Annotated in this window: 15 protein-coding genes; 8 read left to right on the forward strand and 7 right to left on the reverse strand. The window is 59.9% G+C overall.

Annotated elements, in window-relative coordinates:
* The first annotated feature begins 51 nt into the window (after positions 1-51).
* From CLV84_RS05700 to CLV84_RS05720, 5 genes are all read left to right on the forward strand, one after another.
* Entirely contained in the window at positions 52-864 is an 813-nt protein-coding gene (locus CLV84_RS05700) for a hypothetical protein (protein WP_104418762.1), read from the forward strand.
* Positions 865-1,015: 151 nt separating this feature from the next.
* On the forward strand, positions 1,016-2,641 hold the full coding sequence (locus CLV84_RS05705; protein WP_146088728.1) for a hypothetical protein: 1,626 nt from the start codon (positions 1,016-1,018) through the stop codon (positions 2,639-2,641).
* Between the two features lie 171 nt (positions 2,642-2,812).
* Positions 2,813-5,941: a SusC/RagA family TonB-linked outer membrane protein gene (locus CLV84_RS05710; RefSeq protein WP_104418764.1), complete on the forward strand. Its 3,129-nt coding sequence runs from the start codon at positions 2,813-2,815 to the stop codon at positions 5,939-5,941.
* A 12-nt stretch (positions 5,942-5,953) separates the two neighbouring features.
* Entirely contained in the window at positions 5,954-7,357 is a 1,404-nt protein-coding gene (locus CLV84_RS05715; protein WP_104418765.1) for a SusD/RagB family nutrient-binding outer membrane lipoprotein, read from the forward strand.
* A 59-nt stretch (positions 7,358-7,416) separates the two neighbouring features.
* On the forward strand, positions 7,417-7,815 hold the full coding sequence (locus tag CLV84_RS05720) for a GlcG/HbpS family heme-binding protein (RefSeq protein ID WP_104418766.1): 399 nt from the start codon (positions 7,417-7,419) through the stop codon (positions 7,813-7,815).
* A gap of 2 nt (positions 7,816-7,817) precedes the next feature.
* On the opposite strand, the gene CLV84_RS05725 is transcribed toward CLV84_RS05720, so the two are convergent.
* From CLV84_RS05725 to CLV84_RS05735, 3 genes are read right to left on the reverse strand one after another with little or no spacing between them, the layout of a single operon-like run.
* The gene (locus CLV84_RS05725) at positions 7,818-9,221 is read right to left on the reverse strand and encodes an efflux transporter outer membrane subunit (protein ID WP_104418767.1); all 1,404 of its coding nucleotides are present in this window, start codon (positions 9,219-9,221) and stop codon (positions 7,818-7,820) included.
* A 4-nt stretch (positions 9,222-9,225) separates the two neighbouring features.
* Positions 9,226-12,390, reverse strand: a complete 3,165-nt coding sequence (locus CLV84_RS05730; RefSeq protein ID WP_104418768.1) for an efflux RND transporter permease subunit — start codon at positions 12,388-12,390, stop codon at positions 9,226-9,228.
* A 21-nt stretch (positions 12,391-12,411) separates the two neighbouring features.
* Positions 12,412-13,536 (reverse strand): efflux RND transporter periplasmic adaptor subunit, encoded by a 1,125-nt coding sequence (locus CLV84_RS05735; protein ID WP_104418769.1) that lies wholly within the window; start codon positions 13,534-13,536, stop codon positions 12,412-12,414.
* A 260-nt stretch (positions 13,537-13,796) separates the two neighbouring features.
* Here CLV84_RS05735 and CLV84_RS05740 point away from each other — a divergent pair, with 260 nt between their 5' ends.
* Positions 13,797-14,348, forward strand: coding sequence for a RidA family protein (locus CLV84_RS05740; RefSeq protein WP_104418770.1), 552 nt, complete (start codon positions 13,797-13,799; stop codon positions 14,346-14,348).
* A gap of 145 nt (positions 14,349-14,493) precedes the next feature.
* On the opposite strand, the gene CLV84_RS05745 is transcribed toward CLV84_RS05740, so the two are convergent.
* The 3 genes from CLV84_RS05745 to CLV84_RS05755 form a co-directional block, all read right to left on the reverse strand.
* Positions 14,494-15,198 carry a T9SS type A sorting domain-containing protein gene (locus tag CLV84_RS05745; protein WP_104418771.1) on the reverse strand — a complete coding sequence of 235 codons (705 nt, stop codon included), beginning with the start codon at positions 15,196-15,198 and terminating at the stop codon, positions 14,494-14,496.
* A gap of 25 nt (positions 15,199-15,223) precedes the next feature.
* Positions 15,224-16,723, reverse strand: coding sequence for an SUMF1/EgtB/PvdO family nonheme iron enzyme (locus tag CLV84_RS05750; protein ID WP_170067586.1), 1,500 nt, complete (start codon positions 16,721-16,723; stop codon positions 15,224-15,226).
* Between the two features lie 261 nt (positions 16,724-16,984).
* Positions 16,985-18,190, reverse strand: coding sequence for a nucleotidyl cyclase domain-containing protein (locus CLV84_RS05755; RefSeq protein WP_104418773.1), 1,206 nt, complete (start codon positions 18,188-18,190; stop codon positions 16,985-16,987).
* A gap of 94 nt (positions 18,191-18,284) precedes the next feature.
* On the opposite strand from CLV84_RS05755, the gene CLV84_RS05760 reads away from it, so the two are divergent.
* Positions 18,285-19,844 carry a YifB family Mg chelatase-like AAA ATPase gene (locus tag CLV84_RS05760; RefSeq protein ID WP_104418774.1) on the forward strand — a complete coding sequence of 520 codons (1,560 nt, stop codon included), beginning with the start codon at positions 18,285-18,287 and terminating at the stop codon, positions 19,842-19,844.
* An 18-nt stretch (positions 19,845-19,862) separates the two neighbouring features.
* Here the strand turns inward: CLV84_RS05760 and CLV84_RS05765 are convergent, their stop codons facing one another.
* Positions 19,863-21,023 carry an OmpA family protein gene (locus CLV84_RS05765; RefSeq protein WP_170067587.1) on the reverse strand — a complete coding sequence of 387 codons (1,161 nt, stop codon included), beginning with the start codon at positions 21,021-21,023 and terminating at the stop codon, positions 19,863-19,865.
* A 147-nt stretch (positions 21,024-21,170) separates the two neighbouring features.
* On the opposite strand from CLV84_RS05765, the gene CLV84_RS05770 reads away from it, so the two are divergent.
* Positions 21,171-21,662, forward strand: coding sequence for a DUF4385 domain-containing protein (locus CLV84_RS05770; RefSeq protein WP_104418776.1), 492 nt, complete (start codon positions 21,171-21,173; stop codon positions 21,660-21,662).
* Positions 21,663-22,154 lie beyond the last annotated feature (492 nt).

Raw genomic sequence — 22,154 nt, forward strand, 5'->3', positions numbered from 1 at the left:
GTGTTCCTTTGCATTAGCGGCCCCGCCTAGCTTATACCAATCTTGATGAATATGCACCTTAGTCCCGCGGAGCGCGAGGAATTTTTGTACCTGAACAACCGACTGTCGACCTTCGCCGGACTCGAACCCGAACGGTTGGAAGACGCCTACTCCGACCCCGAGCTGATTGAGCGATTCGTGCGGGATGCCGGAGACGACCTCACCGAACACCAGAAACAGGCCGTAAGGAACTTCGTGGGGTACAAAAAGGGGCGGTTTTATCTGGTAAAGCAATACAAAAAGTACGCCGTTCTCCTCCAGCAGAATCGCCTTTACGGCGTGGTGGGCGTGGACCAGGCCCCGGCCGAAATGGTCAAGGATACGCTTCCGGTGTATATGGAAGCGGCTCTGATCCCCTTTAACGACACGATCGTGATGACCTCCTCCGCCGTATGCGAAAATGGCAGCGTCTCCCGCTCGGACATCGAATACGAATTTAAACAGATCAAAGACGTGCGCGGCATAACCGAAACCCTCGACCCCCAGACCCTGGAAGAGCAGACCTCCCCGGCCGCCCAGGCCGCCGAACAGGAAATGCGGCAGTACCTGCGAACCGCCGCCACCCGCGATAAGCATGCGCCGGACATCAAGAAGATTCTGGATGCCTACCCGGAATTGCACGACGTTTACATGCAAATGTATTCCAAGATTAGCGCCCGGACCATTAAGAAGGACCTGAAAGCCTGTGGCGTCCGCGAACGGCACTTCGCCGTGTACAACAATTCCGTGGTCGCCGTAGCCCCCACCCGCGGAGAATTGCTGGAGCAGCTCAGCGACCTGAGCTTCGACGGCATGATGGGGCAGTGCGCGCTGTTCCGGCTGTAAAACAAAGGCCAACCTTGGGTGATTTCCTCGTCGGGCTAGTCCAATTGCGGGCGATAAGTCTGCACGGCCGGCACTAACGTGCTACGGTAGCGCGTTTGGTAAACGTGAGCGACCTTTTATGGGCCGCTGCTCCTAATTGCCCACGAATACCGTGCAATTCCTCCATCGGACGCTCCTTTTCGGGCTCACCTTGTTTACGACTTCCCTGTCGTCCCAGCATGCCTTACCGCTGGATATCAGCTCCCGCCAAGCGGGCTGTGAACTGCCGATCGTACGCAGTGACGTGACTTACCAACGGCCCTACACGTTTCGCAAGCTGAGCCGACCGAAAGCGCTTCAGTATACGGTCGATTACCGGGAGGATGGCCACCGGATGTACGGCGATACCTGCCATGCCTGGCCCGCGGAAGCGAAAGCCGCCTTTGAATACGCGGTGTCGATTTGGTCCGACGTGCTACAGAATGACCAAAGCATCGATATTCAGGCCTGCTATTCTCCGGATATGCCTACGGGCACCCTGGGCTCGGCCAATCCACAGCTATTTTATGTAGGTCCTTTCCTCGACGACATTGTTTTGCTTCCCCAGGCGCTGGCGGAAAACTTGTACGGGAGGGAGTTTTCGGACGAAGACTTTCCCGATATCCAGGTAATTGTCAATAAGAACTACGATTTCTACTACGGTACCGACGCCAATCCCCCGGCTTCAAAGGTTGACTTCGTCACCCTGGCGGTCCACGAGTTGGGTCACGGCCTGGGATTCGCAGGGAGTGCTAGGGTAGATGATGGCGACCAAACAAACGGCATTGAATGCGAAGGAGTCGCCGGAACCGGATGCGTCGGGTTTTACGATTATCTGGGGAATCTGCCGCCCCGCTATTACGCAACGGCCTTCGATCTCTTCGTCGACCGGGTCAGTGACGGAGCCCCGCTGTTTGGCCTGGCTAATCCCGGTCCCGAAATCTACAATACCCTGCTGGGGGGTAGTGGTGGGCTGTTCTTCGACGAAAGCAATCACGACGACTTTTACGGCGGAACGGAAAATTATCAACTGTATACCCCCTCCACCTGGCGGCAGGGCACCTCCTACAGTCACTTCAGCGATCGCTCGCAGGCGCTCTATTATGCCCTGACCCTCGGGTCGGCGGTACACGACGTAGGGAAAGCCCGTGAGGTGATGTATAACATCGGTTGGCCGAAAGCGATGGCCAGTTTTGCGGCAGCCTTGCCCGTGGACCTTATTGCCTTCGATGCATCGACGGATGGGGCAGTGGTTACCCTGCACTGGCAAAGCGCTACGGAACGCGACAACGATTACTTCGAAGTACAGGTGAGCCACGGAACGGGGGAGTTCCGGCCCCTTGGGCGAGTTCCCGGAGCCGCAACTACCAAAGTCCGCCAGGAATATCGCTTCACGGACGAAACGCCCGTGACCGGGGTCAACCACTACCGCCTGCGCCAGGTCGACTACGGCGGCCGGGAAACCTTCAGCTACGTCGTCAGCGTCCGGGTGGAAGTGGAGACGGTCGAAATCGGTCATCCTTTTCCCAACCCCAACGGTGGCGGGGAGCTTTTTCTCGATTATCGGAGCAGGGAATCGGGCTGGGTTTCTGCCCGGACACTCACCGCGACGGGACGCCAGTTTGGGAGTTTCCGCAGCGTGATCCGACCGGGAGACAATCGGCTCGCTTTCGATCTGAGCGGTTATCCTGCCGGGCTGTATACGCTGCTGCTGGAGGATGAAACGGGGAGTGTTGCCCGGCGATTCGTGGTTCGGTGAGGGAAGCATTTTGTGCGGTTTATTGATGACCGATCGACTGCCTTACCCCGAATAGATAGGCGGTAATATTTGATTTGGTGGAGTATTGGGGTTGAGAATACGCTAGGACGGTGTTATCATTACACACTCAATCACGCGACGATTGTGATTTTTGTAGTCAATCCTAGTAGTATGAAACCGCAGAAAATCCGGGGCGTCCTGTCCCTCCTGGTCCTTTTCCTAGCGACGAGCGTATGGGCCCAACAACTCGTAACGGGTACCGTGACCGGTGATGACGGCGAGCCGCTGATCGGGGTCAGTGTCCGCATCGAGGGCACCGGAACGGGAACGGTGACCGACGTGGACGGGACCTACAGCCTGACCACCCAGGAGGGGAATACCCTCATTTACAGTTATACCGGTTACGGCACGGTAAGCCGGGAGGTGGGTACCCAGACGATCATCGATGTGGAACTGGTGGCCGGTGCCCAACTCGACGAGGTCGTGGTCACCGCCCTCGGCATCAGTCGCGAGCGGAAGGCCCTCGGCTATGCCGTCGAAGAAATCGAAAGCGAACAGATCGAACGCACCCAGCAGAACAACCTGGTGAATAGCCTGCAGGGGCAGGTGGCCGGCGTGCAGGTAACCAGCGCCGGCGGTGGCCCGGGTCAGGGCGCCCGGATCATCATTCGCGGTATCAACTCCCTCGACCCCTCGGCCAATAATGAACCGCTCTTCGTGATCGACGGCATCCCCGTAAGTAACGAAACGCTGACGGCCGGTGGCGGCGCAGAACGTAACGTATCGAACCGCATCGCCGATATCAACCCCCAGGACGTGGAAAGCATGACCGTACTGAAGGGGGGACCCGCCACCGCCCTATACGGGCTGCGCGCGGCCAACGGAGCCATCATCATCACCACCAAGCGCGGACAGGCGGGCAAACTCAGCGTCGACTTCTCTACCACTTACGGCACCGAGGAGGTCAACAAGTTCCCGGAAACCCAACGTGTATACACCCAGGGTTACGAGGGCGTCTATGACCCGGACAGCTTCTGGCCCAGCTGGGGACCCACCGTGGAAGAAGCACGGCAGTACGCGGAGGAAAACGGACTCCCCCGGCCCAACGATCTGTTCAACAATTACGAAAATGCTTTCCAGCAGGGCAATCAGTGGCGCCATACGCTGAGCGTTTCCGGGGGCGACGAGAAGGCAACCTTCCGCACCTCCATCAGCCGGCTGGAACACGAAGGCGTGCTCCCCTTTAGCGACTACGAGAATACGAGCTTTCGCATCAACGCCAACTACGTGGCCAGCGAAAAATTTAACTTTGGTGGCGGCGTGAACTATATCCGCAGCGGCGGTAACCGCGTCAACGCCGATCGCTTCAGCACCCGCCTCACCTACTGGGCACCCCAGTACGACGTCAACGATTACATCAACGAGGACGGCTCCATGATCGGCTACCAGGCCGGACGTACGGCTGGCAACAATCCGATCTACGGGGAGGCAACGAATAAATTCATCGACGACGTAGACCGCTACATCGGAAACCTCAACTTCAGCTACGCTCCGTTTCCCTCCCTCACCTTTAACTACACCATCGGCCTGGATCAGTACAGCGACTTCCGGCAAAACTACGGGCGGGGATCCGTCTACCCCGGGGCCCCCAACTTCGAGGATAACCTCTCCAACGGCAACGGCTTCGTGGTGGAAACCCGGATGCGCAGCCGGGACGTGACCTCCAATATCAACGGCATATTTACCAGCACGGTCCTCCCCGATATCAATATGCGGTTCCTGGCCGGCTTCGATGTCTTCGATTCCAGCTACGACCGGGTGACTACCACGGGGTACGACCTGGATATTTACGACCTGTTCAGCCTGAACAACGCGGCCGATATTCAGACGGAAAGTAACCTGCGCAACCGCCGGCTGCTGGGGCTGTACGGCGACCTGTCCTTTGACTACCGGAATGCCGTCTACCTCACCGTTACCGGCCGCAACGACTGGTCGAGTACGCTGCCCGCAGCGAATCGCTCTTTCTTTTATCCCTCCGTCAGCCTGGGACTCATCATGGACGAACTGATCGAACTCCCGTCGGCGATAAGTTTTTTCAAAATTCGGACCAGCTACGCCGGCATCGGAAAGGATACCGACCCGTACCGGACCAGTATCGTGTACGCCAATCCTACGGGCTTCCCGATCGAGGGCGTTACGGGTTGGTCGCGGGGTAGCCAAAAGGGCGCCAACGACCTGAAACCGGAGCGGACCAATACCTTCGAAATTGGTACTAATCTGCGTTTCCTGCAAAACCGGTTGTCGCTGGACTTCACCTATTACGACGCCAAAAGCGTCGACCAGATCATCCCGGTGCCTACGTCACTCACCACTGGCTTTAGCTCCTTCGTGCTCAACGCCGGTTCAATGCGAAATCGCGGTGTGGAACTTATGCTGAAGGGGAGCCCGGTAGCTACCGAAAATTTCCTCTGGGACGTTACGCTCAACTACACCCGTAACCGGAACGAGGTGCTGGAGATCTACGAAGGTATCGAGGATATCTTCATCGGCGACCACTTCGGTTACGCCGGTGCTTCGGCCACCATCCGCCTCATCGAGGGGCAACCCTACGGTAATATCTACGGGAGAAGCTACGCCCGCTACGGGGCCAACGACGACGACCTGTTCATCGACTACAGCCAGCCCATGCTGATCGGCGCCGACGGATTCCCGGTCATCGAAACTACTCAGAAGATCCTCGGTAACACCCAGCCCGACTGGTTCGGAGCCATCATCAACAATTTTACTTACAAAGGGCTGACGTTCTCCTTCCAGATCGATACCCGCCAGGGCGTCCAGAAGTACAACCAGCAAGGTAACTTCTTCTCCGCCTTTGGTATCGCCCCCTACACCCTCAACCGGGAAGAAACCATTGTTTTCGAGGGCGTCACTGCGGACGGGGAACCAAATACCCAGGCCGTTTACCTCGGTCAGGGCACCGGACCCGATGGTAGAGCCTACGGAGCCGGCTATTACCGCAATACCTACCGTGGCTCCACCGAAAACTTCGTCGAAGACGCCGACTGGATCCGCCTGCGGAACGTGAGCATCAGCTACCAGCTGCCCGCTACGCTGCTCGAAAACCTCTTCATCGACAACGTGAGCCTGCGCGTCACCGGCAACAACCTGTGGTTGGATACTCCCTACAGCGGTTTCGATCCGGAAGGGAATCGGGGCAACGGCAACACGGACACGGGATTCGGTGGCTTTACCTATCCCGGCGTACGTACCGTATTCTTCACGCTGAACGTAGGATTCTAAAAGCCCACAACCATGAATAGCCTTCTTTCTACCTTCCTGACCGTGTTCGCGCTCTTACTCTTCAGTGGTTGCGGGGCGGATTACCTCGATATTAACGAAAACCCGAACGTGGCCACCCGCCCGCCACTGGATGGGTTGTTAGCTAACGCCTCCCTCGGAACGGCGAATAACCACCAGTCCATTAGTAACGGGCACTCGAGCTATTTCGTGCAGTACCTGGCCAGCCCCAATCAGGGAAGTTCCACCGATATCTACGACGAGGTCACCAACGGCGGTGCGTGGAATGGCATCTACGGCGACATGACCGATCTCTACGATCTCATCCGCTTCGGGGAAGAAGACGGCCTCCTGCGCCACGTCGCCATCGCTAAAATCCTTATGGCGGTAAATCTGGGGCTCATCGTCGATAACTGGGGAAGCGCGCCGTACTCCAACGCCTTCACGGGTGAGGAGCTACGGCCTACCTACGACACGGCCGAAGAACTCTATGCCTCCATCTTCACCCTCCTGGAAGAGGCGATCGCCCTGATGCCGGCCGCGGCGGATACGCCCGAAATCGGTGCCGGAAGCGATTTTGTCTACAATGGTAACCTGGATCTGTGGACGAAGGCCGCCTATTCCCTGCGGGCGCGCTACCTCAATCACCTGAGTGAAACCGGTGCGTATGACCCCACCGCGGTCCTCAGCGCTGCGGAAAACGGTTTCGATAGCTACGAAGAGGACGCCGCCGTCACCCGTTTTGCGATCCGGAACCCCTGGGCGCAGGTCGCCATCAGCAACGCCGGTCTCGTGCTCGGTGGCTGGCTATCCGAACAGTTCATCGATGCGGTCAACGGCACGACATACGCCACGGTCGATCCGCGCCTGCCGCTGCTCACCAACGAAAATGAAGACGGCGAATACGTCGGTACCCCCAACGGCGAAGGGCGCGCCGGTACGGGAACCGCCACCTCCGAGTCCTATCTCGTCACCGAAGGCTACTTCTCCTCCGAAAACGCCCCCCTCGACATCATCACCTACGCCGAACTCAAATTCATCGAGGCCGAAGCCGCTTTGGCCGCTAGCGACCAGAACCGGGCTAATACCGCTTTCCGGGAGGGGGTTACCGCCAGCATGCTAGAAATTGGTGTCGATTCGTCCGCCGCCGTAGCCTACCTCAACGAAGCGTACGACACCGACGCCGTAACCCTCGACGACCTCTTCCGCGAAAAGTACGTCGCCCTGTTCCTTAGCCCGGAAACCTGGGTCGATGCCCGGCGCTACGATTACGCCTACGAAGATTTCGAGCTCCCCACCGGTGCCGCCCTGAATTCCTTTCCGCTCCGGGTCATTTATCCGGATACCGAGACGAACCGCAACGCCGAGAACGTGCCGGACGTGACGATGCTCACGCCCCTGTTCTGGGATACGGAGTAACCACCGTACCGGTCCGTAAACATCCCCCCGCTTTCCGGTTTAAGCCGGAAAGCAATTTCATGAACGTTACTCTCGCACAAGCCGAAACCATTCTAGCCGCCGCCAAAAAGAAGGCCGCGGAGATCAACACTAAAATGGACATCTGCGTAGTGGATTCCGGCAGCAACCTCGTCGCCTTCGCCCGCATGGACGGCGCCTGGATCGGCTCGGTCGATATCGCCATCAAGAAAGCCCGCACCGCCGCCTGGTTCATGATGGACACCAAATCCCTCAGCCCCCTCGTACAGCCCGGCGAAAGCCTCTACCAGATCGAGCTGAGCAACGGTGGACTCATCACCTTTCCCGGTGGCGTGGTGCTGAAGCACGGCGACGAGGTGATCGGCGCCATCGGCGTTTCCGGCAGCACGGTCGAGGACGACCACGTGGTTGCCACCGCCGGCGCTCAGGCCCTGAAGTAGGCTTACTGCCATCCCCCCCCGAGGGCCTCGTAGAGATTGACCACCGACTGTAGGCGGGTATTTCGCGCGTTGACTAGGTCCAGACTGGTATTCAGGGTGTTTTCCCGTGCCCGGAGAACTTCCAGGTAGTTCGCGTAGCCGTTGACCAGTAGTTCTTCCGAATACTCCGTTGCCAGGTCGTAAGCCGCGAGCTCCTGCTCCTTAACCTCGATTTTCTCACAGGCGGCCGCGTAGGTGTAGAGGGCATCCGACACTTCCCGCGCGGCCGTCAGTACGGTTGACCGAAAGTCCAGCGTCGCCTGCTCCCGCTGCAGTTCCGACACCGCATACTGCGTACGGATACGCCTGCCGTCAATCAAGGGGCGGACGGCTCCCCCGACCAGGGTGGCAAAGAACGAACTCGGATCCAGGAACTTGCCGAGCGTAAGACTCTGCAGTCCTACCGTTGCCGAGAGCGTAAGCGAGGGATAGAAATCGGCCCGGGCTACGTTCACCAGTTCGAAGGCGTTGATCAACCCGTACTCCGCCGCGATGACGTCCGGCCGGTTCGCGAGCAACTGAGCCGGCACCCCCGTGGTCAGTTTGGAGGTCGTTCGCTGCTCCGCCAGAGTAGATCGGGGAAAATCCCGCAGATCACTGCCGAGTAACAACGACAGCGCGTTTTCCAGCAGATGAATGTTGTTATTGATATCGATCAGGATGGCACGGGCCGTGAAGATCTGCGCCTCGGTTTGCTTGACACCTACCTCCGTGACGTTCCCCGCCTCCTTGAGGGCCCGGGTCGTTTCGAGGCTGTTCTGGCGGTTCACGATGGTCTGCTCCGTGATCCGCCGCTGTTCGTCCAGCGACAGCAAATCGAAATACGTCGAGGCGATGTTGGCAATCAGCCGGCTCTTCACCGCGGTGTGGGCCGCCACGGATTGTAGGTAAAGCGCCCGCTGGGCCCGCTGGGTGCTGCTGATCCGGTCCCAGACGTCGGCTTCCCAGGCGACCGTTCCGCTCAGCTGGTACTGGTTCAGGGTGCTGAATTGAGCGCCGAACTGGCTGTTTTTCGATAGCTCGGACCGGCTGTACTGCAGGGTGCCGTCCACCGTAGGCCGGTTCAGCAACCGCGCCTGCTGCAGGTAGGTCTCGGTAATGCGAATTTGCTGGATAGCGATCCGGATGTCGATGTTATTCTCGAGCCCTTCCTCGATGTAATCCTGAAGGTAAGGATCGGTGAAAAGTTCCTTCCAGGAAACGAGGGCCAGGGAGGCACTGTCCTGGCTCAGGCTGTCCGAGCGGAAGTAGCGGGCGGTCACGATCTCCTCCTCGGGGCGCACGTATTCCCGCGCCGAGTAGCAGGATGCCAGGAACAGGGGAATACTCAACAGGAGCAGGTAGGTCGGATTGCGGGAATTGGTCATGGTCCTACTGGTCTTGAGGATGTACAATAGCGGGCGCCGGCGGCGCAGGTGCGGGGGCCGGTACGGGCGGAGTGGGCGGACCGCTGATTTTTTCCTGGATCCACTGGAAGAAAACGAATAGCACCGGGATGAAGAATACCCCGAGAATAGTGCCCACCAGCAGTCCTCCGACGGCGCCCGTACCGATGGATCGGTTACCGGCCGCCCCGACGCCGCTGGCCAGTACGAGCGGCATCAGGCCCAGGATGAAGGCGAAGGACGTCATCAGGATGGGGCGCAACCGCGACTCCGCCCCCTGGATGGCGGCGTCGATGATCGACTCCCCGTGGCGGCGGCGCTGCAGGGCGAATTCCACGATCAGGATCGCGTTCTTAGCCAGCAAACCGAGCAGCATGATGAGCGCGATCTGGAAGTAAATGTTGTTCTCCAGTCCCATCAGCTGGGTGGTACCGTAGGCCCCCAACACGCCGAGCGGGAGGGACAAGAGCACCGAGAAGGGAATCAGGTAGCTCTCGTACTGTGCGGCCAGCAGGAAGTAGACAAAGACGATCGACAGCAGGAAGATCACCGTGGTCTGACTACCGGCGTTGACTTCCTCCCGGGTCAGGCCGGAAAAGTCGGTGGAATAGTCGGCGGGCAGGGTAGCGGCCACCTCCTGTACGGCGGCGATCACGTCGCCGGAACTGTAGCCGGGGTTCGGAGCGGCCGTCACCTTGGCGGCATTGAACAGGTTGAAGCGGGAAACGAACTGGGGGCCGTACGCCCGCTCCAGACTTACGAACTGGGTGATGGGAGCCATTTCCCCGTTGCCCGTACGGACGAACATGTTACCCAGGTCGGATACCTCGGCCCGGTCTTCCGGCAGCGACTGGATGTACACCCGGTACTGCTTGCCGAAGCGGGAGAAATCCGCCGCGAACAGGCTGCCGATGTATCCCTGCAGGGTGGAGAAGATGCTGCTGATCGGTACCCCCATTTCCTTGGCCAGTGGTGCGTTGAGCTTGAGCTCGTACTGGGGGTAGGACGTATTGAAGGACGACTGGGCGTACAGAATCTCCGGCCGCTCCGTGAGGCGGGCCATGAAGTCCTGGTTCACCGCGTCCAGCTCGCTGAAGCTGCCGCCGGAACGATCCAGCAAATTCACCTCCGCCCCCGCCGCGGCGCCGAAGCCGGGTACGCTGGGCGGCGCGAAGAACACGATACTCGCCTCGGGGATGGTAGCCGCCGCGGCGAACATGCGGGCGGTGATGCTTTCCATGGACAGGGAATCCGCTTCCCGCTCGTCCCAGTCCGCTAGCCGGATGAAGCCGAGACCGAAGTTGCTGCCCGCCCCGCCCAAAAAGCTTCGCCCTTCGACGATGGAGGCCAGCTCCACCCCCGGAATTCGGCCCAGCTTGTCGGCCAGTTCCATATTCACCGCGTGGGTCCGGTCGATCGAAGACCCGGCGGGTAGCTCGATGTTCGCGAATACGATGCCGCGGTCCTCGTCCGGTACGAATCCGGTCCTGACCTGGCCGGACGTCCACCAGATACCCGCCACGGCGAGCAACAGGATAAGCACGGTCAACCACCCGTGGCGGTACAGGAAACCGACGGATCGGCCGTAGCGCCGGACCGTGGCGTCGAAGCCCCGGTTGAAAGCACGGAAGAAGCGGTTCCGCCCCTGTCCCTCCTCGTGGCCCTTGAGAAATAGGGCGCATAAGGCCGGGCTCAGCGTCAGGGCGTTCACCGCCGAAATGATGATGGCGACGATCAGCGTGACCCCGAATTGCTGGTAAAAGACGCCCGTCGGCCCCTGCACGAAGGTGACCGGGATGAACACCGCCGCCATGACCAGCGTGATCGAGATGATCGCCCCGGAGATTTCGTGCATGGCGTCCAGCGTCGCCCGCTTCGGATCGTTTTCCCCCTCGTCGATTTTGGCGTGGACGGCCTCGACCACCACGATGGCGTCGTCGACCACGATACCGATTGCCAGCACGAGGGCGAACAGGGTGAGGAGGTTAATGGAGTAGCCGAAGAGGTTCAGGAAGAAGAAAGTGCCGATGATCGACACCGGTACCGCGATGGCCGGGATCAGCGTGGAGCGGAAGTCCTGCAGGAAGATGAACACCACGATGAAAACCAGGATGAAGGCCTCGATCAGGGTGTGGACCACTTTCTCGATGGAGGCGTTCAGGAAGTTATTCGTGTTGTAGGGAATGTTGACCTCGATACCTTCCGGGAAGTTCGGCGTGAGCTCCGCCAGCCGCGCTTCGATTTCGGTGATGATGTCGCGGGCGTTGGACCCCTTGATCTGGTAGACGCCCATGTTCACGGCCGGATTGCCGCTCACGCTGGACGTACCCACGTAGGATTGGGCACCGAGCTCGATCTCGGCCACGTCGCCGAGCCGCAGGTATTCCCCTTCGCCCAGCGCCTTGATGATGATATCGCGGTACTCCTCCTCGGTCTTAAAGCGGCCGCTGTACTTGATGGTGTAGCTGAAGGCTTCGCCATTGTTGTCACCCAGGGCCCCCGCGGCGGCCTCCAGGCTCTGTTCCTGCAGGGCGGCGGTGACGTCGCTCGGGATGAGGTTGTAGGCCGCCAGCTTATCGGGTTGTAACCAGATGCGCATGGCGTAGTCCCGCGATCCGAAAACGTTGACGTCCCCCACGCCGTCGATCCGCTGGATCTCGGGAATGACGTTAATCTTGAGGTAGTTGTTAAGGAAGATGTCGTCGTAATCCGGGTTCCGACTCAGGAAGGAGATGAACATCAGCGCACTGGATTGCTGCTTCGTTACCGTGACGCCGGTCTGGACAACCGCCTGGGGCAGCAGGGGATTGGCCCGAGAGACCCGGTTCTGCACGTTGACGGCGGCGATGTCCTGGTCCACATTCTGGTCGAAAAAGACGGTGATCGAGGCCGTTCCGCTATTGGTGGCGGTGGAGGTGAGGTAGGTCATGCCCTCCACCCCGTTGATCTGCTCTTCCAGGGGGATGATGACGCTTTCCAGAATGGTTTCGGCGCTGGCTCCGGGGTAGCTGGCACTGACCGTGATGGTCGGCGGAGCGATGTCGGGATACTGGGTGATCGGCAACTGGCTGAGCCCCAGTAATCCGAGGATCACGATAATGATGGAGATCACCGTCGACAGTACCGGACGGTTGATGAAGGTTTCTAACATGGCTGGGGGTTGAAAGTCCGCCTAGCGGAAAACGGTAGGTAAAGGCTGGGCGATCGTATCAAAAGCTACCGGAACGGGCTGAATGCGGGCGCCTCCCCGCAGTTTGTTGACGCCGGTGGCAACGATCCGGTCGCCGGCGCTCAGGCCCGAGGCCACCACGTAGAGGTTGTCTACCTGCGTCAAAATTTCCAGGGGCGCGGCCAGGGTGGTGCTGTCGGGTTGGACGCGTAATACGTAGGTCGTACCCTGCTGGTCGAAGGTGGCCGTCTGGGGGACCACTATGGCGTCCGTATAGGTTTGGGGAATGCGGATGGTACCGCTGTTGCCGTCGTTGAGCAGTCGGGCGGGGTTGTCGAAGACGGCGCGCACCTGGATGGTGCCGGTCTGTGCATTCACGCGGGAGATGACGGCTTCCACGCGGCCCTCCTGCTCGTACAGGGTGCCGTTGCTGAGTTCCAGTTGCACCTTCGGTAGGTCCTTGATCTTTTCCTCGATCGTTTCTCCCTCGGCGGCCTGCATGAAATCGAGGTATTGCCGCTCCGTAACGGAGAAGTAGGCGTATACCCGGCTGATGTCGGAAACGGTGGTCAGGGGCTCCGTACCGCTGGGGCTTACCAGGGCGCCGGTGCGCAGGCCGATGCGGCCCAGGAAGCCGTCGATCGGGCTGGTGATGCGGCCGTAGTTAATATTGGCGGCTACGCCGTCCAACCCGCTCTGGGCCTGCTGAAGGCGGGCCCGGGCGGTTTCGAGTTGTACCTCGCTGATGATGTTCTTCGCTACCAGTGGCTCCAACTTACTCACCTCCACCTGGGCGGCGTTGACGTTGGCTTTGGCGGCGGCTTCCTCCTGGTTTAGGGCCTGGGTTTCCAGCCGGAAGAGCAACTGGCCCTTGCGGACGTGGTCGCCTTCGTCAACGAGCACGTCGGTGATGTAACCGGGAATCTTGGCACGTACCTCGCTGGTGACGACGCCGGTAATGCGGGCGGGATAGCTGTTGTAAGCGACTACGGTCCGCGTCGGGACGGTGGTCACCGAAACCCGGGCCGCTTCGGTCGCGCCGGCCGCCTGCGGTTCCGAGCCCTCGGCGCAGGAACCGATCGAGAGACCCAGCCAAACAAGGATGGAGAACAGAAATACAGTTTTCATAGGCTATGGAGTACGCCCGTTCGGAAGAAAGCGAAAACCGACAGGCGATGGGGGGTATGGGGCACACGGCAGAAGCCGTTCGAAATGGCAATGAGCGCTAACAAGAAGCACCCCCGATAGTTGGGGAGAAGATCGGTGAAATCACTTTTTTCCCAATCTTAGTTCCTTTTTTACACTATCCTATTAGCGATTCGGTCGTCGGTAGGTACGCCGGACTTAGATAGGGGGGGAGATTACGACTGGGCGACGTAAGTTGTACCATGCTTCGAACGACGATCTATTTTCTCCTTGGCATTAGCCTGTGCACCTGCGCTCCGGCGCAACGAAACGCCCAGGCCGAAGTTGCACTCTACGACTACGACGTAGAGGAACGGCTCCGGGAACTGGACATCGATCCGCCCGCCCCCTCCGCACCGATCGCTAATTACGTAAACGCCGTACGCGCCGGCAACCTGCTTTTCCTGGCGGGGAAGGGGCCGCAAACGGAGGCCGGTTACGTGACCGGAAAAGTGGGGGCGGACCTGAGCGTCGAGGAAGGCTACGCCGCCGCACGGCTCGTCGGCATCACCCAGCTCGGCGTCCTGCGGCAGGAATTGGGCGACCTGAACCGGGTCGTACGGATCGTCAAGGTGACCGGCATGGTGAACGCCACCGGCGATTTCACCCAGCACCCGGAAGTGATCAATGGCTTCAGCGACCTGATGGTGGAAGTCTTCGGCGAGCGGGGGAAACACGCCCGTGCGGCCGTTGGGATGGGCTCCTTGCCCCGGAATATGGCCTGCGAGATCGAGTTGGTAGTGGAAGTCCGCTAGCTGAAATCCCAGCGCCTGCGGTGAGATGGCTGTCGTTGTACTTCCCGGTTGTTCTTCTGGATTACAGCCGACGGGTATCCTTTGGCACTCGGAGGGTCGGGCGGTGCATAAGACAGCGTCAACCGCCGTTGCACGCTAAAAACGGCTACTCGGTAACGATGAGTATGCGGGCCGGCAGGATCTGGCGGGCGGAGTGGACGCGGACCAGGTAACTACCGGCGGCTAACCGATTGGGAAAGTCGATCCGGGCGGGGCCGGCTTCCGGATGGATCGTTTGGCGGAATAGCAGTTGCCTTCCCGTAGCATCGATTATTTCCACATTGAATCCCTGGCCGGCATATGCACCGGGCAACGCCAGGTGGAGGCTGCTGCCCGCGTTCGGATTGGGGTAAATGTCCACCGTGGCGGAGGTTGCCGAAAGCTGTACCGTAACCACGTCCGAATACCGAAAACGGCCGTCGGTATCTTCCATCAGCAAGCGGTAGTATGATTTGGCTTCGGGCGACCGGGAGTCACGGAAGGTATAGTGCAGTTCACGGTCCACTGAGTTACCGGCCGCTGCTACCGTCCCAATGGGGGTGAACGAGCGTCCATCGGGCGATCGCTCCACGGTGAACTGCCTGGTTTGCCGTTCGTTGGCGGTTCGCCAATTCAGCCGGACGAAGGCGCCTTCCGGCCGGGCCGAGAAATCCAGGAGGTCCAGGGGAGCAACGGCGCTCGATGCGCTGGCTACGATGGCCCCGTCACCGCCGCCGCCGCGGTACTGCGCTGACAGCAGGAAAGAAGCACAAAGGCCGGCCATAAGGAAAGGAACCCGTAAAAATGGGAAAAGACGGGGAATACGTTGCATGGGAGGGTTGCTTTAGGCTATAAGGTTACAGGCCACGGACGCCGCGCCACTGTAGCCAGTAGTACCGGGAGGCATTGTTCGAGGTGACGACTTTGGAGTAGGAGCGATCGGATATGCGCATGAGGCCCTGGGCGTTGTCACTACGTCCGCCCCGGATGCCGACCCCGTCAACGTCCGTCGGCCAGGTTGGTACGTTAGCAAAACCATCCGCGCTGAGGCTACCGTCGCCGTGGGTATTCGTGAAGGCGCGGCCGGTGTCGTCCACGATGGTGACGACCCCTTCCCACTGGTTGCCGGAAAGTTCCATGTTGCCGTAGTAGCCCGCACCGGCCGACACGCGGTCGGAAGCGGAAATCTCGGACACACTGCCGGCGTACACCCCGCAGCGGAGCGGACCCTTTTCTGCCCGGTCGGAGGGGTTGGTATCCAGGTACGTTGCATTGCCGTTAACCCCGAGCTTGGTTAGTGTATAAGCGGCCACCTTCTCATTTGGCAAACCGAAGTTCAGGATGGCGTAGCGCGCGTTCGCTACGTTGGGATTGCCCCAGGCGAATTCATCCCCCATCGGATAGAGGGGCCCGCGGGCGGCCTTTTCGAACTCCAGTTCCGTAAGCGGCCGCAGGCCCGACCAGTCGAAGTAGGCCATCATATCCAGCATGGAGGTGTAACCGGCCGCGGTTTCGGGCAGGGTCGTGTAGGCGTCGGCGCCTGAGGCCGGATCGTACACCACGCCGTTGTGGAAGTGTTCGGTGTCCGAATCCTTGCCATCAGCGGCAGTCACGTCGTGAAGCAGGCGATGGGCCGGCGAGAGCGTATTAAAGAAGTCGACCCACTGCTGCTGGGAGGTTTCGTACTTCATCAGGTAGAAGGCATCGTAGCCGTTGGGGTAGTCCGCCGGTATCGGGCCGCCGAAATCCGCCCCGCGATTCCCCACATCCGTGTACCATAACCGGTTGCCTTTGCTGCTCACGATGATTTCACCCGCGTTCCTGACGTGGTAGGGTTTGCCGTTGTTGGCTTGGTAGAATTCATCTACCTCGCTGCCGTTTGTCAGGCCGGTGCCCAGGTAAAAGGCGCCGGCGGGAACGTAGGTCATTTCGATGGCAAATACCCTGATCTCTATGTCCGTACTCCACGCGATGGCATCTACGCCAAGGTCCCACCCCAGTTCGATTCCGGGATAGTCGGCCGGTCCGGTCATCTCCCCGGAGGCGTACACCATGACACCTACGTCGTCGAATACGTCCACGCTGGCACCGCTGGGGATAGCCGTCGCGGCGGAGAAACGAACGTGCCGCCACTCGCCTCCTCCCACCCGGTATTTGGCGAAAACCCAGGCCGCATCGTAGTTGCCGGGAGCGGTAGTGACCCGCCAGGAATTTTCCCACCGGAGGTCGAATTTTACCGTAGCGAACCCGGGATCGCCGAGATTGTCATAGACGGCCAGGTTATCCACGAAGATGTTGTTGGCGGAAAGCGTAATGGTGTACCACCAAAGGACGAAGAGGCAAAACGGGCGTTTCATGAATGCGTGGGTTTTGGCGTTTGGCATGACGTAGGCTACCCGAACGAGGTACGTTCGAGGGCCGGGAGCAGCAGTAAAGGAGATCATTACGGATAGTCAAGTGCGTCAAATGACACCCTTGAGTTACCAAAAGCGCTGAAAGTCAGACACACTAGGCGTGCCGCAGGATCAGGTAGATTAAAAAATCAATAATGCGTTCCTAGAACCGCATCGGCGGAGTAAATATTATTACCCCCTGCATATTTGGAAATTAATAATCTATTACTGACCCGTTAGTTGCCGTACTTCGCTGTTTTCCACCGGCACGCCGAGCGATTCCAGGAGGCTACGGTAGCGCAAGGCCGCCGCATCCGCCAGTTCGGGGGAGGCAAAGTCCTCGCCCGTAGTAATGACGGAGGCTTCCGGGTCACCCCGTTCCAGGCAGGCGGCGGGTAGGACGTCGTGACCGCGCAGGCCGGCGGCCAGCAATTGGGTGAGCCGGACCTGCACCTCATCGGGAGTAAACTCACCGTCCACGACCACGAAGGTGGGCCGGTTCGGGTGAACCGGGGGGCAAATGTCAAGTGCGGCGGGCGCGGGAGCAACGGGGTCACGGTCCGAAACACGATCGAAGTCGGCAGTCTCTCCGTCGATATCGACCCCTTCCGGCGTGGAGGCGGCGGGAGGGGGTGCCGGCTCGGTCGTTTTACCAGGCTCCCCTTCGTAGACGAGCAGGATGAGGCCGGCGGTGATGACCAGCAACACCAGGAAGTAGAGCAATCGCCGCCGGTTCTGCCGGCGTTCGGGTGGGGTAGGACCGTAATTGGGATGATGATCGATGGTGGCCAGTATTTCGGACCTGCGGCCGTAGCGGCTCAGGTAATCATTAAAGGTATGGCGGGGCCGCGGTATTTCCGGAAAGGTGAGCCGGCCCCGGTCGTCAACCAGGATCAGTCCTACGCCGTTTTTCCGGCATTGTTTGCGCAACACGGTAAGGCTGCCGGCATCCGGAAACGTCTGCTTTCCCATCGCGAGCCAGCTTTCGTTGGCCGGATATTGGGCTAACTGACGGATAGCGGGTACGGCGCGCAGCAGTCGGACGCTTACCCGCCCGATCGCCCAAAACAGCAGAGCCCCGGCTCCGGCAAAGAGCGCCAACAGGTAGGGGCCGTCCAGCTGACGCCGGTAGCCCGCGTAGGCGATACCTGCCGCCAGCGTTACCGTTACCAGCAGCCGGAGCAACCGGCCCGCGCCGCCACCCTGCGGTTTACGCAGTCGCAGCTGCCGTATCGTCGACCGGCTCTTGGCTTCCACGACCACTACGTACGGGCGTTTAGGCGCGCGCATGAAGGCCAACAGCACATCGGCCCGCTTCAGGTTGGTGTAGGCTTCGGTGCTGACGTAAGCGGTGCGACGGCGGTAATATTCCTTGTTCAACTTCTCAGCCACGGACTGCTGAATGAAGCGTTCCGTTAACGGCTTCCCCATGCACGAAATTAAATAAATTGTGGGTTATTTATAATTAACGATAAAATTTGTGTTATAATTGTAGCCGGATGGTAGGCGCTGCAACACGTAGCGCATGCTGATTAAAACTTTTGCAAGTGCGGTCCAGGGAGTGGATGCACAGTCGATTATCGTGGAGGTGAACGCCGGAGGCCCCGTACCGGAAAACAAGCCCTGGTACAACGTGATCGGCTTGCCCGACAACGCGATACGGGAGGGTAGTTACCGGGTGGAAACGGCCCTGCGTAACAGTGGCTACCGAAATCTTCGGCTGCGTACCGTGATCAACCTCGCCCCGGCGGACGTACGCAAAGAAGGAGCGGCTTACGACCTGCCCATCGCGGTGGCCTACCTGCGGGCTACTTCCCAGATCACCACCGCCAATGTTACCGACTACCTGATGATGGGGGAGCTCTCGCTGGGCGGTCAGGTACGGCCCATCAAGGGTGCCCTGCCCATCGCCATCAAGGCCCGCCAGCTCGGCTACAAAGGCATGCTGCTGCCCCAGGAAAATGCCCGGGAGGCGGCTATCGTCGACGGTATCGAGGTCTACGGCGTGACCACCTTGCGGGAAGCGGCGGAATTCATTTCCGGTCAGCAGCCACTGGAGCCAACCCAGGTAGATACCCGGGCGGAGTTTTTCCGCGATCGGATGTCCTTCGACGTCGACTTCAGCGACGTTCGCGGCCAGGAGAATATCAAGCGGGCCCTCACCATTGCCGCCGCCGGGGGGCACAACGTCATCCTGGTCGGTCCGCCCGGCGCGGGGAAGACCATGTTGGCCCGCCGGTTGCCGACCATCCTGCCGCCCATCAGTTTGCGGGAAGCACTCGAAACCACGAAAATCCATTCGGTTGCCGGGATCCTCCCGAAGCAGGCCGCGTTGATCACCAACCGGCCGTTTCGGGCCCCGCACCATACCATTAGCGACGTAGCACTGGTGGGTGGAGGGAGCTTTCCCTGCCCGGGCGAAATTAGCTTGTCGCACAATGGCGTGCTGTTCCTCGACGAATTACCCGAATTCAAACGAAGCGCGCTGGAAGTCATGCGGCAGCCCATGGAGGAACGGCGCATCGTCATCAGCCGGGCCCGGATCACGGTTGAATTTCCCTCCAGTTTCATGCTGATTGCCAGTATGAATCCCTGCCCCTGTGGGTACTTCAACCACCCCGACAAGGAATGCAACTGCGGCCCCGGCGTAGTCAAACGGTACCTGAACCGCATCAGTGGGCCGCTGCTGGACCGGATCGACCTACACGTGGAGGTGACCCCCGTCCCCCTCAAGGAGCTGACCTCCAGGCCGACCCGTCCAACGGAAAAGAGCGAAGCCATCGCTCGGCGCGTACAGGCCGCCCGGAGTATTCAGGAGCAGCGGTTCGCCGACCACCGGGGCGTGTACTGCAACGCCCAGATGCCGAGCCGGTTGGTACGGGAACACTGTCGGCCCGGAACCGCGGGCGGCAAACTGCTACAGACGGCCATGGAAAAATTACAACTCAGCGCGAGGGCCTACGATCGCATTCTGAAGGTGGCCCGTACCGTGGCCGATCTGGAGGGGGAGGCGGACATTAGTCCGGCCCACCTGGCCGAGGCCATTAATTTCCGTAGCCTGGATCGCGGCTCGTGGGGGGAATAGTCGTAACCGGGCGTACCGCTACCGGCTTTCCCGCATCCGGACGATCTTCACCTCGACGCGCTGGTTGCGCTCGTTGCATTCCGGCGTATCCTCGATACACACCGGTCGGTTGCGGCCGTAACCGCGGGGGGTCATGCGTGTGCCCCCCACGTTCAGGTCGCTCAGGTACTCGATCACCGTGACCGCCCGGGCCTCGCTGATGCGTTCGGCGAAGACGGGGCCGGCCCGGTAGCTGGCGTGCCCGCCGATTTCAACGACAACATCGGCGTTGGCCCGCAGGAAATTGGCGATCTCGGCGAGGGCTTCCTCGCTTTCCCGTTCCAGCTCGGCGCTGTTGGCCTTGAACTTGATGTCTTCGATGGCGAAAACCTGGCCCACGCGAAGCTGACCTTCGGTTTGACCGAGCTTCACGGTGGGGCCGGCCGGTTTTGACGGTGCCGCGGAAGGCCGACTAGAAGGCTTTCGGGCGGCGCGCGTCAGTGATGGTTCGGTGGTTTTCTCCGGTTGCGTTCCCGTGATTATCTCGGGGGTAGGGGCTTCGTCGGTAAGGTCGCAGGCTACGGGGGTAAGGGGCTGAATGTTATCGACCAGTACGTTTCCATTGTAGGGAAACAGAATGGGCGTATTGTAGTATGCTTCCAGCACGATGTGGGTATAATCCTCCTCGGGCTCCAGTTTAAAGGTGTACTCCTGCCAGTCGACGTTATCGATGAGGGGGCTCTTACCGATAATGGCGCCCAGGTCGCAGTTGCCGAATCCGCCCCGGATCTGCAATTTGGCGGGTGTATCGTAGTTCACCTGGGCATCCGTGAGCCGGCTCTGCGACCGGTACACGTCGGATTTGGCCAGGTGAACCCGCAATTCGTAGCACTGGCCGGCCACCATGGGGTTGCTCATCTGCTGGCTTACCCTTTCGTAGGTATCGTTGTCGCGGACGACCATGCCGAGGTAGGTATTCTGGTGGAAGGCGGTTTTGAAAACGTCGAATTCGCGGTGGGGCTCCGGCTGCACGTCCACGGCGGATTCTCCCGGAAAACCGCAATCCGTCCAGCCGCGGGGAGGCTCGCTTACGCGGGGAATGTCTTCGAAGGAAGGATTGGTCAGATATATCGCCACGTCATCCTGCGCGGAAAGTGTCGTACAGAGCAGCAATAACAGGGGCAATAAGGAATAGTGCATCGCGTGTCGATTGTGTCGACCGGGTGAACATCCGGCAACCCGGCCCGGCTTATTCATAGTACCCTACTAACGCCCGAGGCGGCAAATTGGTGCAAAGAGAATGTTACCGTCGGTCCTTGACCAGTAAGGGGCAGAAAGGACGAAAATATGCGAAAATTCGACTATTCCCTGGACTACGCGAACCTCGATCTGCGCAAGCGGCCCGACCTCTACGCAATTGGTCGCGGCGAACAGGGTGTACTGCTCGTCGAACCCTATAAGTCGGAAATCCTCCCCCACTGGCGCTTCAAGGATCCCGCCACTGCCCGGGAATCGTCCGACAAGATTTTCACCCGCTTTATCGACTACCTGGCCGCCAATGACTTCGTGGGCGCGGACATGGCCCGCAAATTTCTCCAGATGGGTTACACCCGCTCGCGACGCTACGCCAACTACCCCGGCGGGAAGAAATATCGCGGCCCCGTACCGGAAGACAAAAAGGGACAGAGCGGCGCCCACGGGAGAGCGCAGCACGAGCGCGGCCCCGAGGATCCCGTTAAAGCCGAATCCGCCCGCATCTTCAAAGCCAAATGGGAAGAGGCCAAAGCGCACCCCGATTATCAAGCACAAAAGCAGGCCTTTGTCGAACGATACGGATAGCCAGCAGGTGACGACCGCCGTCCCCAACTGACCCCAGGCCAGTCCGCTTACAGTACCTATCTCCCTCATTTAGGCGATACCCGCTCGCGGCACAACACGAACCTTCCGGCAGAATAAGGGCCAGATCCCCTCGTGCCGCAAATCCGGTAGATGCCAACTCCGAAATGCAGACCGCGGAACACCACAGCCAAAACCCCAAGTCATTCCAAGGCAGCCCGCTGGACATAATTGCGGACCCGGCTTCCTCCCCCTCCTGCGGTAGCTGGGGGAGGGGCCCAAGCTACTTAGCCCGGGGCCCAAAAACGGATAATTAGAAATGTCCAGCAAACTGACGCGAAGACCTAAAACCGCCAGCACCTCCAAGGCTAAACGGAAGTAGGCTAACACTCCTCACGACGACCGCTGGCCGAGCAGGCCTTTACCCAACACAGGAGCGAATTAATGGGGGGCTTTGTAGCTGGTTTTCGGCATGTCAAGACGGCCAACCTATAC

It is taken from the genome of Neolewinella xylanilytica (genome assembly GCF_002934605.1).
Taxonomy (GTDB): Bacteria; Bacteroidota; Bacteroidia; order Chitinophagales; family Saprospiraceae; genus Neolewinella; species Neolewinella xylanilytica.

Coding starts and splice junctions, on each gene's coding strand:
- CLV84_RS05710 (WP_104418764.1), top strand. CDS start 2,813: ATGAAACCGCAGAAAATCCGGGGCGTCCTGTCCCTCCTGGTCCTTTTC.
- CLV84_RS05750 (WP_170067586.1), bottom strand. CDS start 16,723: ATGAAACGCCCGTTTTGCCTCTTCGTCCTTTGGTGGTACACCATTACG.
- CLV84_RS05765 (WP_170067587.1), bottom strand. CDS start 21,023: ATGCACTATTCCTTATTGCCCCTGTTATTGCTGCTCTGTACGACACTT.
- CLV84_RS05755 (WP_104418773.1), bottom strand. CDS start 18,190: ATGGGGAAGCCGTTAACGGAACGCTTCATTCAGCAGTCCGTGGCTGAG.
- CLV84_RS05770 (WP_104418776.1), top strand. CDS start 21,171: ATGCGAAAATTCGACTATTCCCTGGACTACGCGAACCTCGATCTGCGC.
- CLV84_RS05715 (WP_104418765.1), top strand. CDS start 5,954: ATGAATAGCCTTCTTTCTACCTTCCTGACCGTGTTCGCGCTCTTACTC.
- CLV84_RS05760 (WP_104418774.1), top strand. CDS start 18,285: ATGCTGATTAAAACTTTTGCAAGTGCGGTCCAGGGAGTGGATGCACAG.
- CLV84_RS05720 (WP_104418766.1), top strand. CDS start 7,417: ATGAACGTTACTCTCGCACAAGCCGAAACCATTCTAGCCGCCGCCAAA.
- CLV84_RS05735 (WP_104418769.1), bottom strand. CDS start 13,536: ATGAAAACTGTATTTCTGTTCTCCATCCTTGTTTGGCTGGGTCTCTCG.
- CLV84_RS05700 (WP_104418762.1), top strand. CDS start 52: ATGCACCTTAGTCCCGCGGAGCGCGAGGAATTTTTGTACCTGAACAAC.
- CLV84_RS05740 (WP_104418770.1), top strand. CDS start 13,797: ATGCTTCGAACGACGATCTATTTTCTCCTTGGCATTAGCCTGTGCACC.
- CLV84_RS05725 (WP_104418767.1), bottom strand. CDS start 9,221: ATGACCAATTCCCGCAATCCGACCTACCTGCTCCTGTTGAGTATTCCC.
- CLV84_RS05745 (WP_104418771.1), bottom strand. CDS start 15,198: ATGCAACGTATTCCCCGTCTTTTCCCATTTTTACGGGTTCCTTTCCTT.
- CLV84_RS05730 (WP_104418768.1), bottom strand. CDS start 12,390: ATGTTAGAAACCTTCATCAACCGTCCGGTACTGTCGACGGTGATCTCC.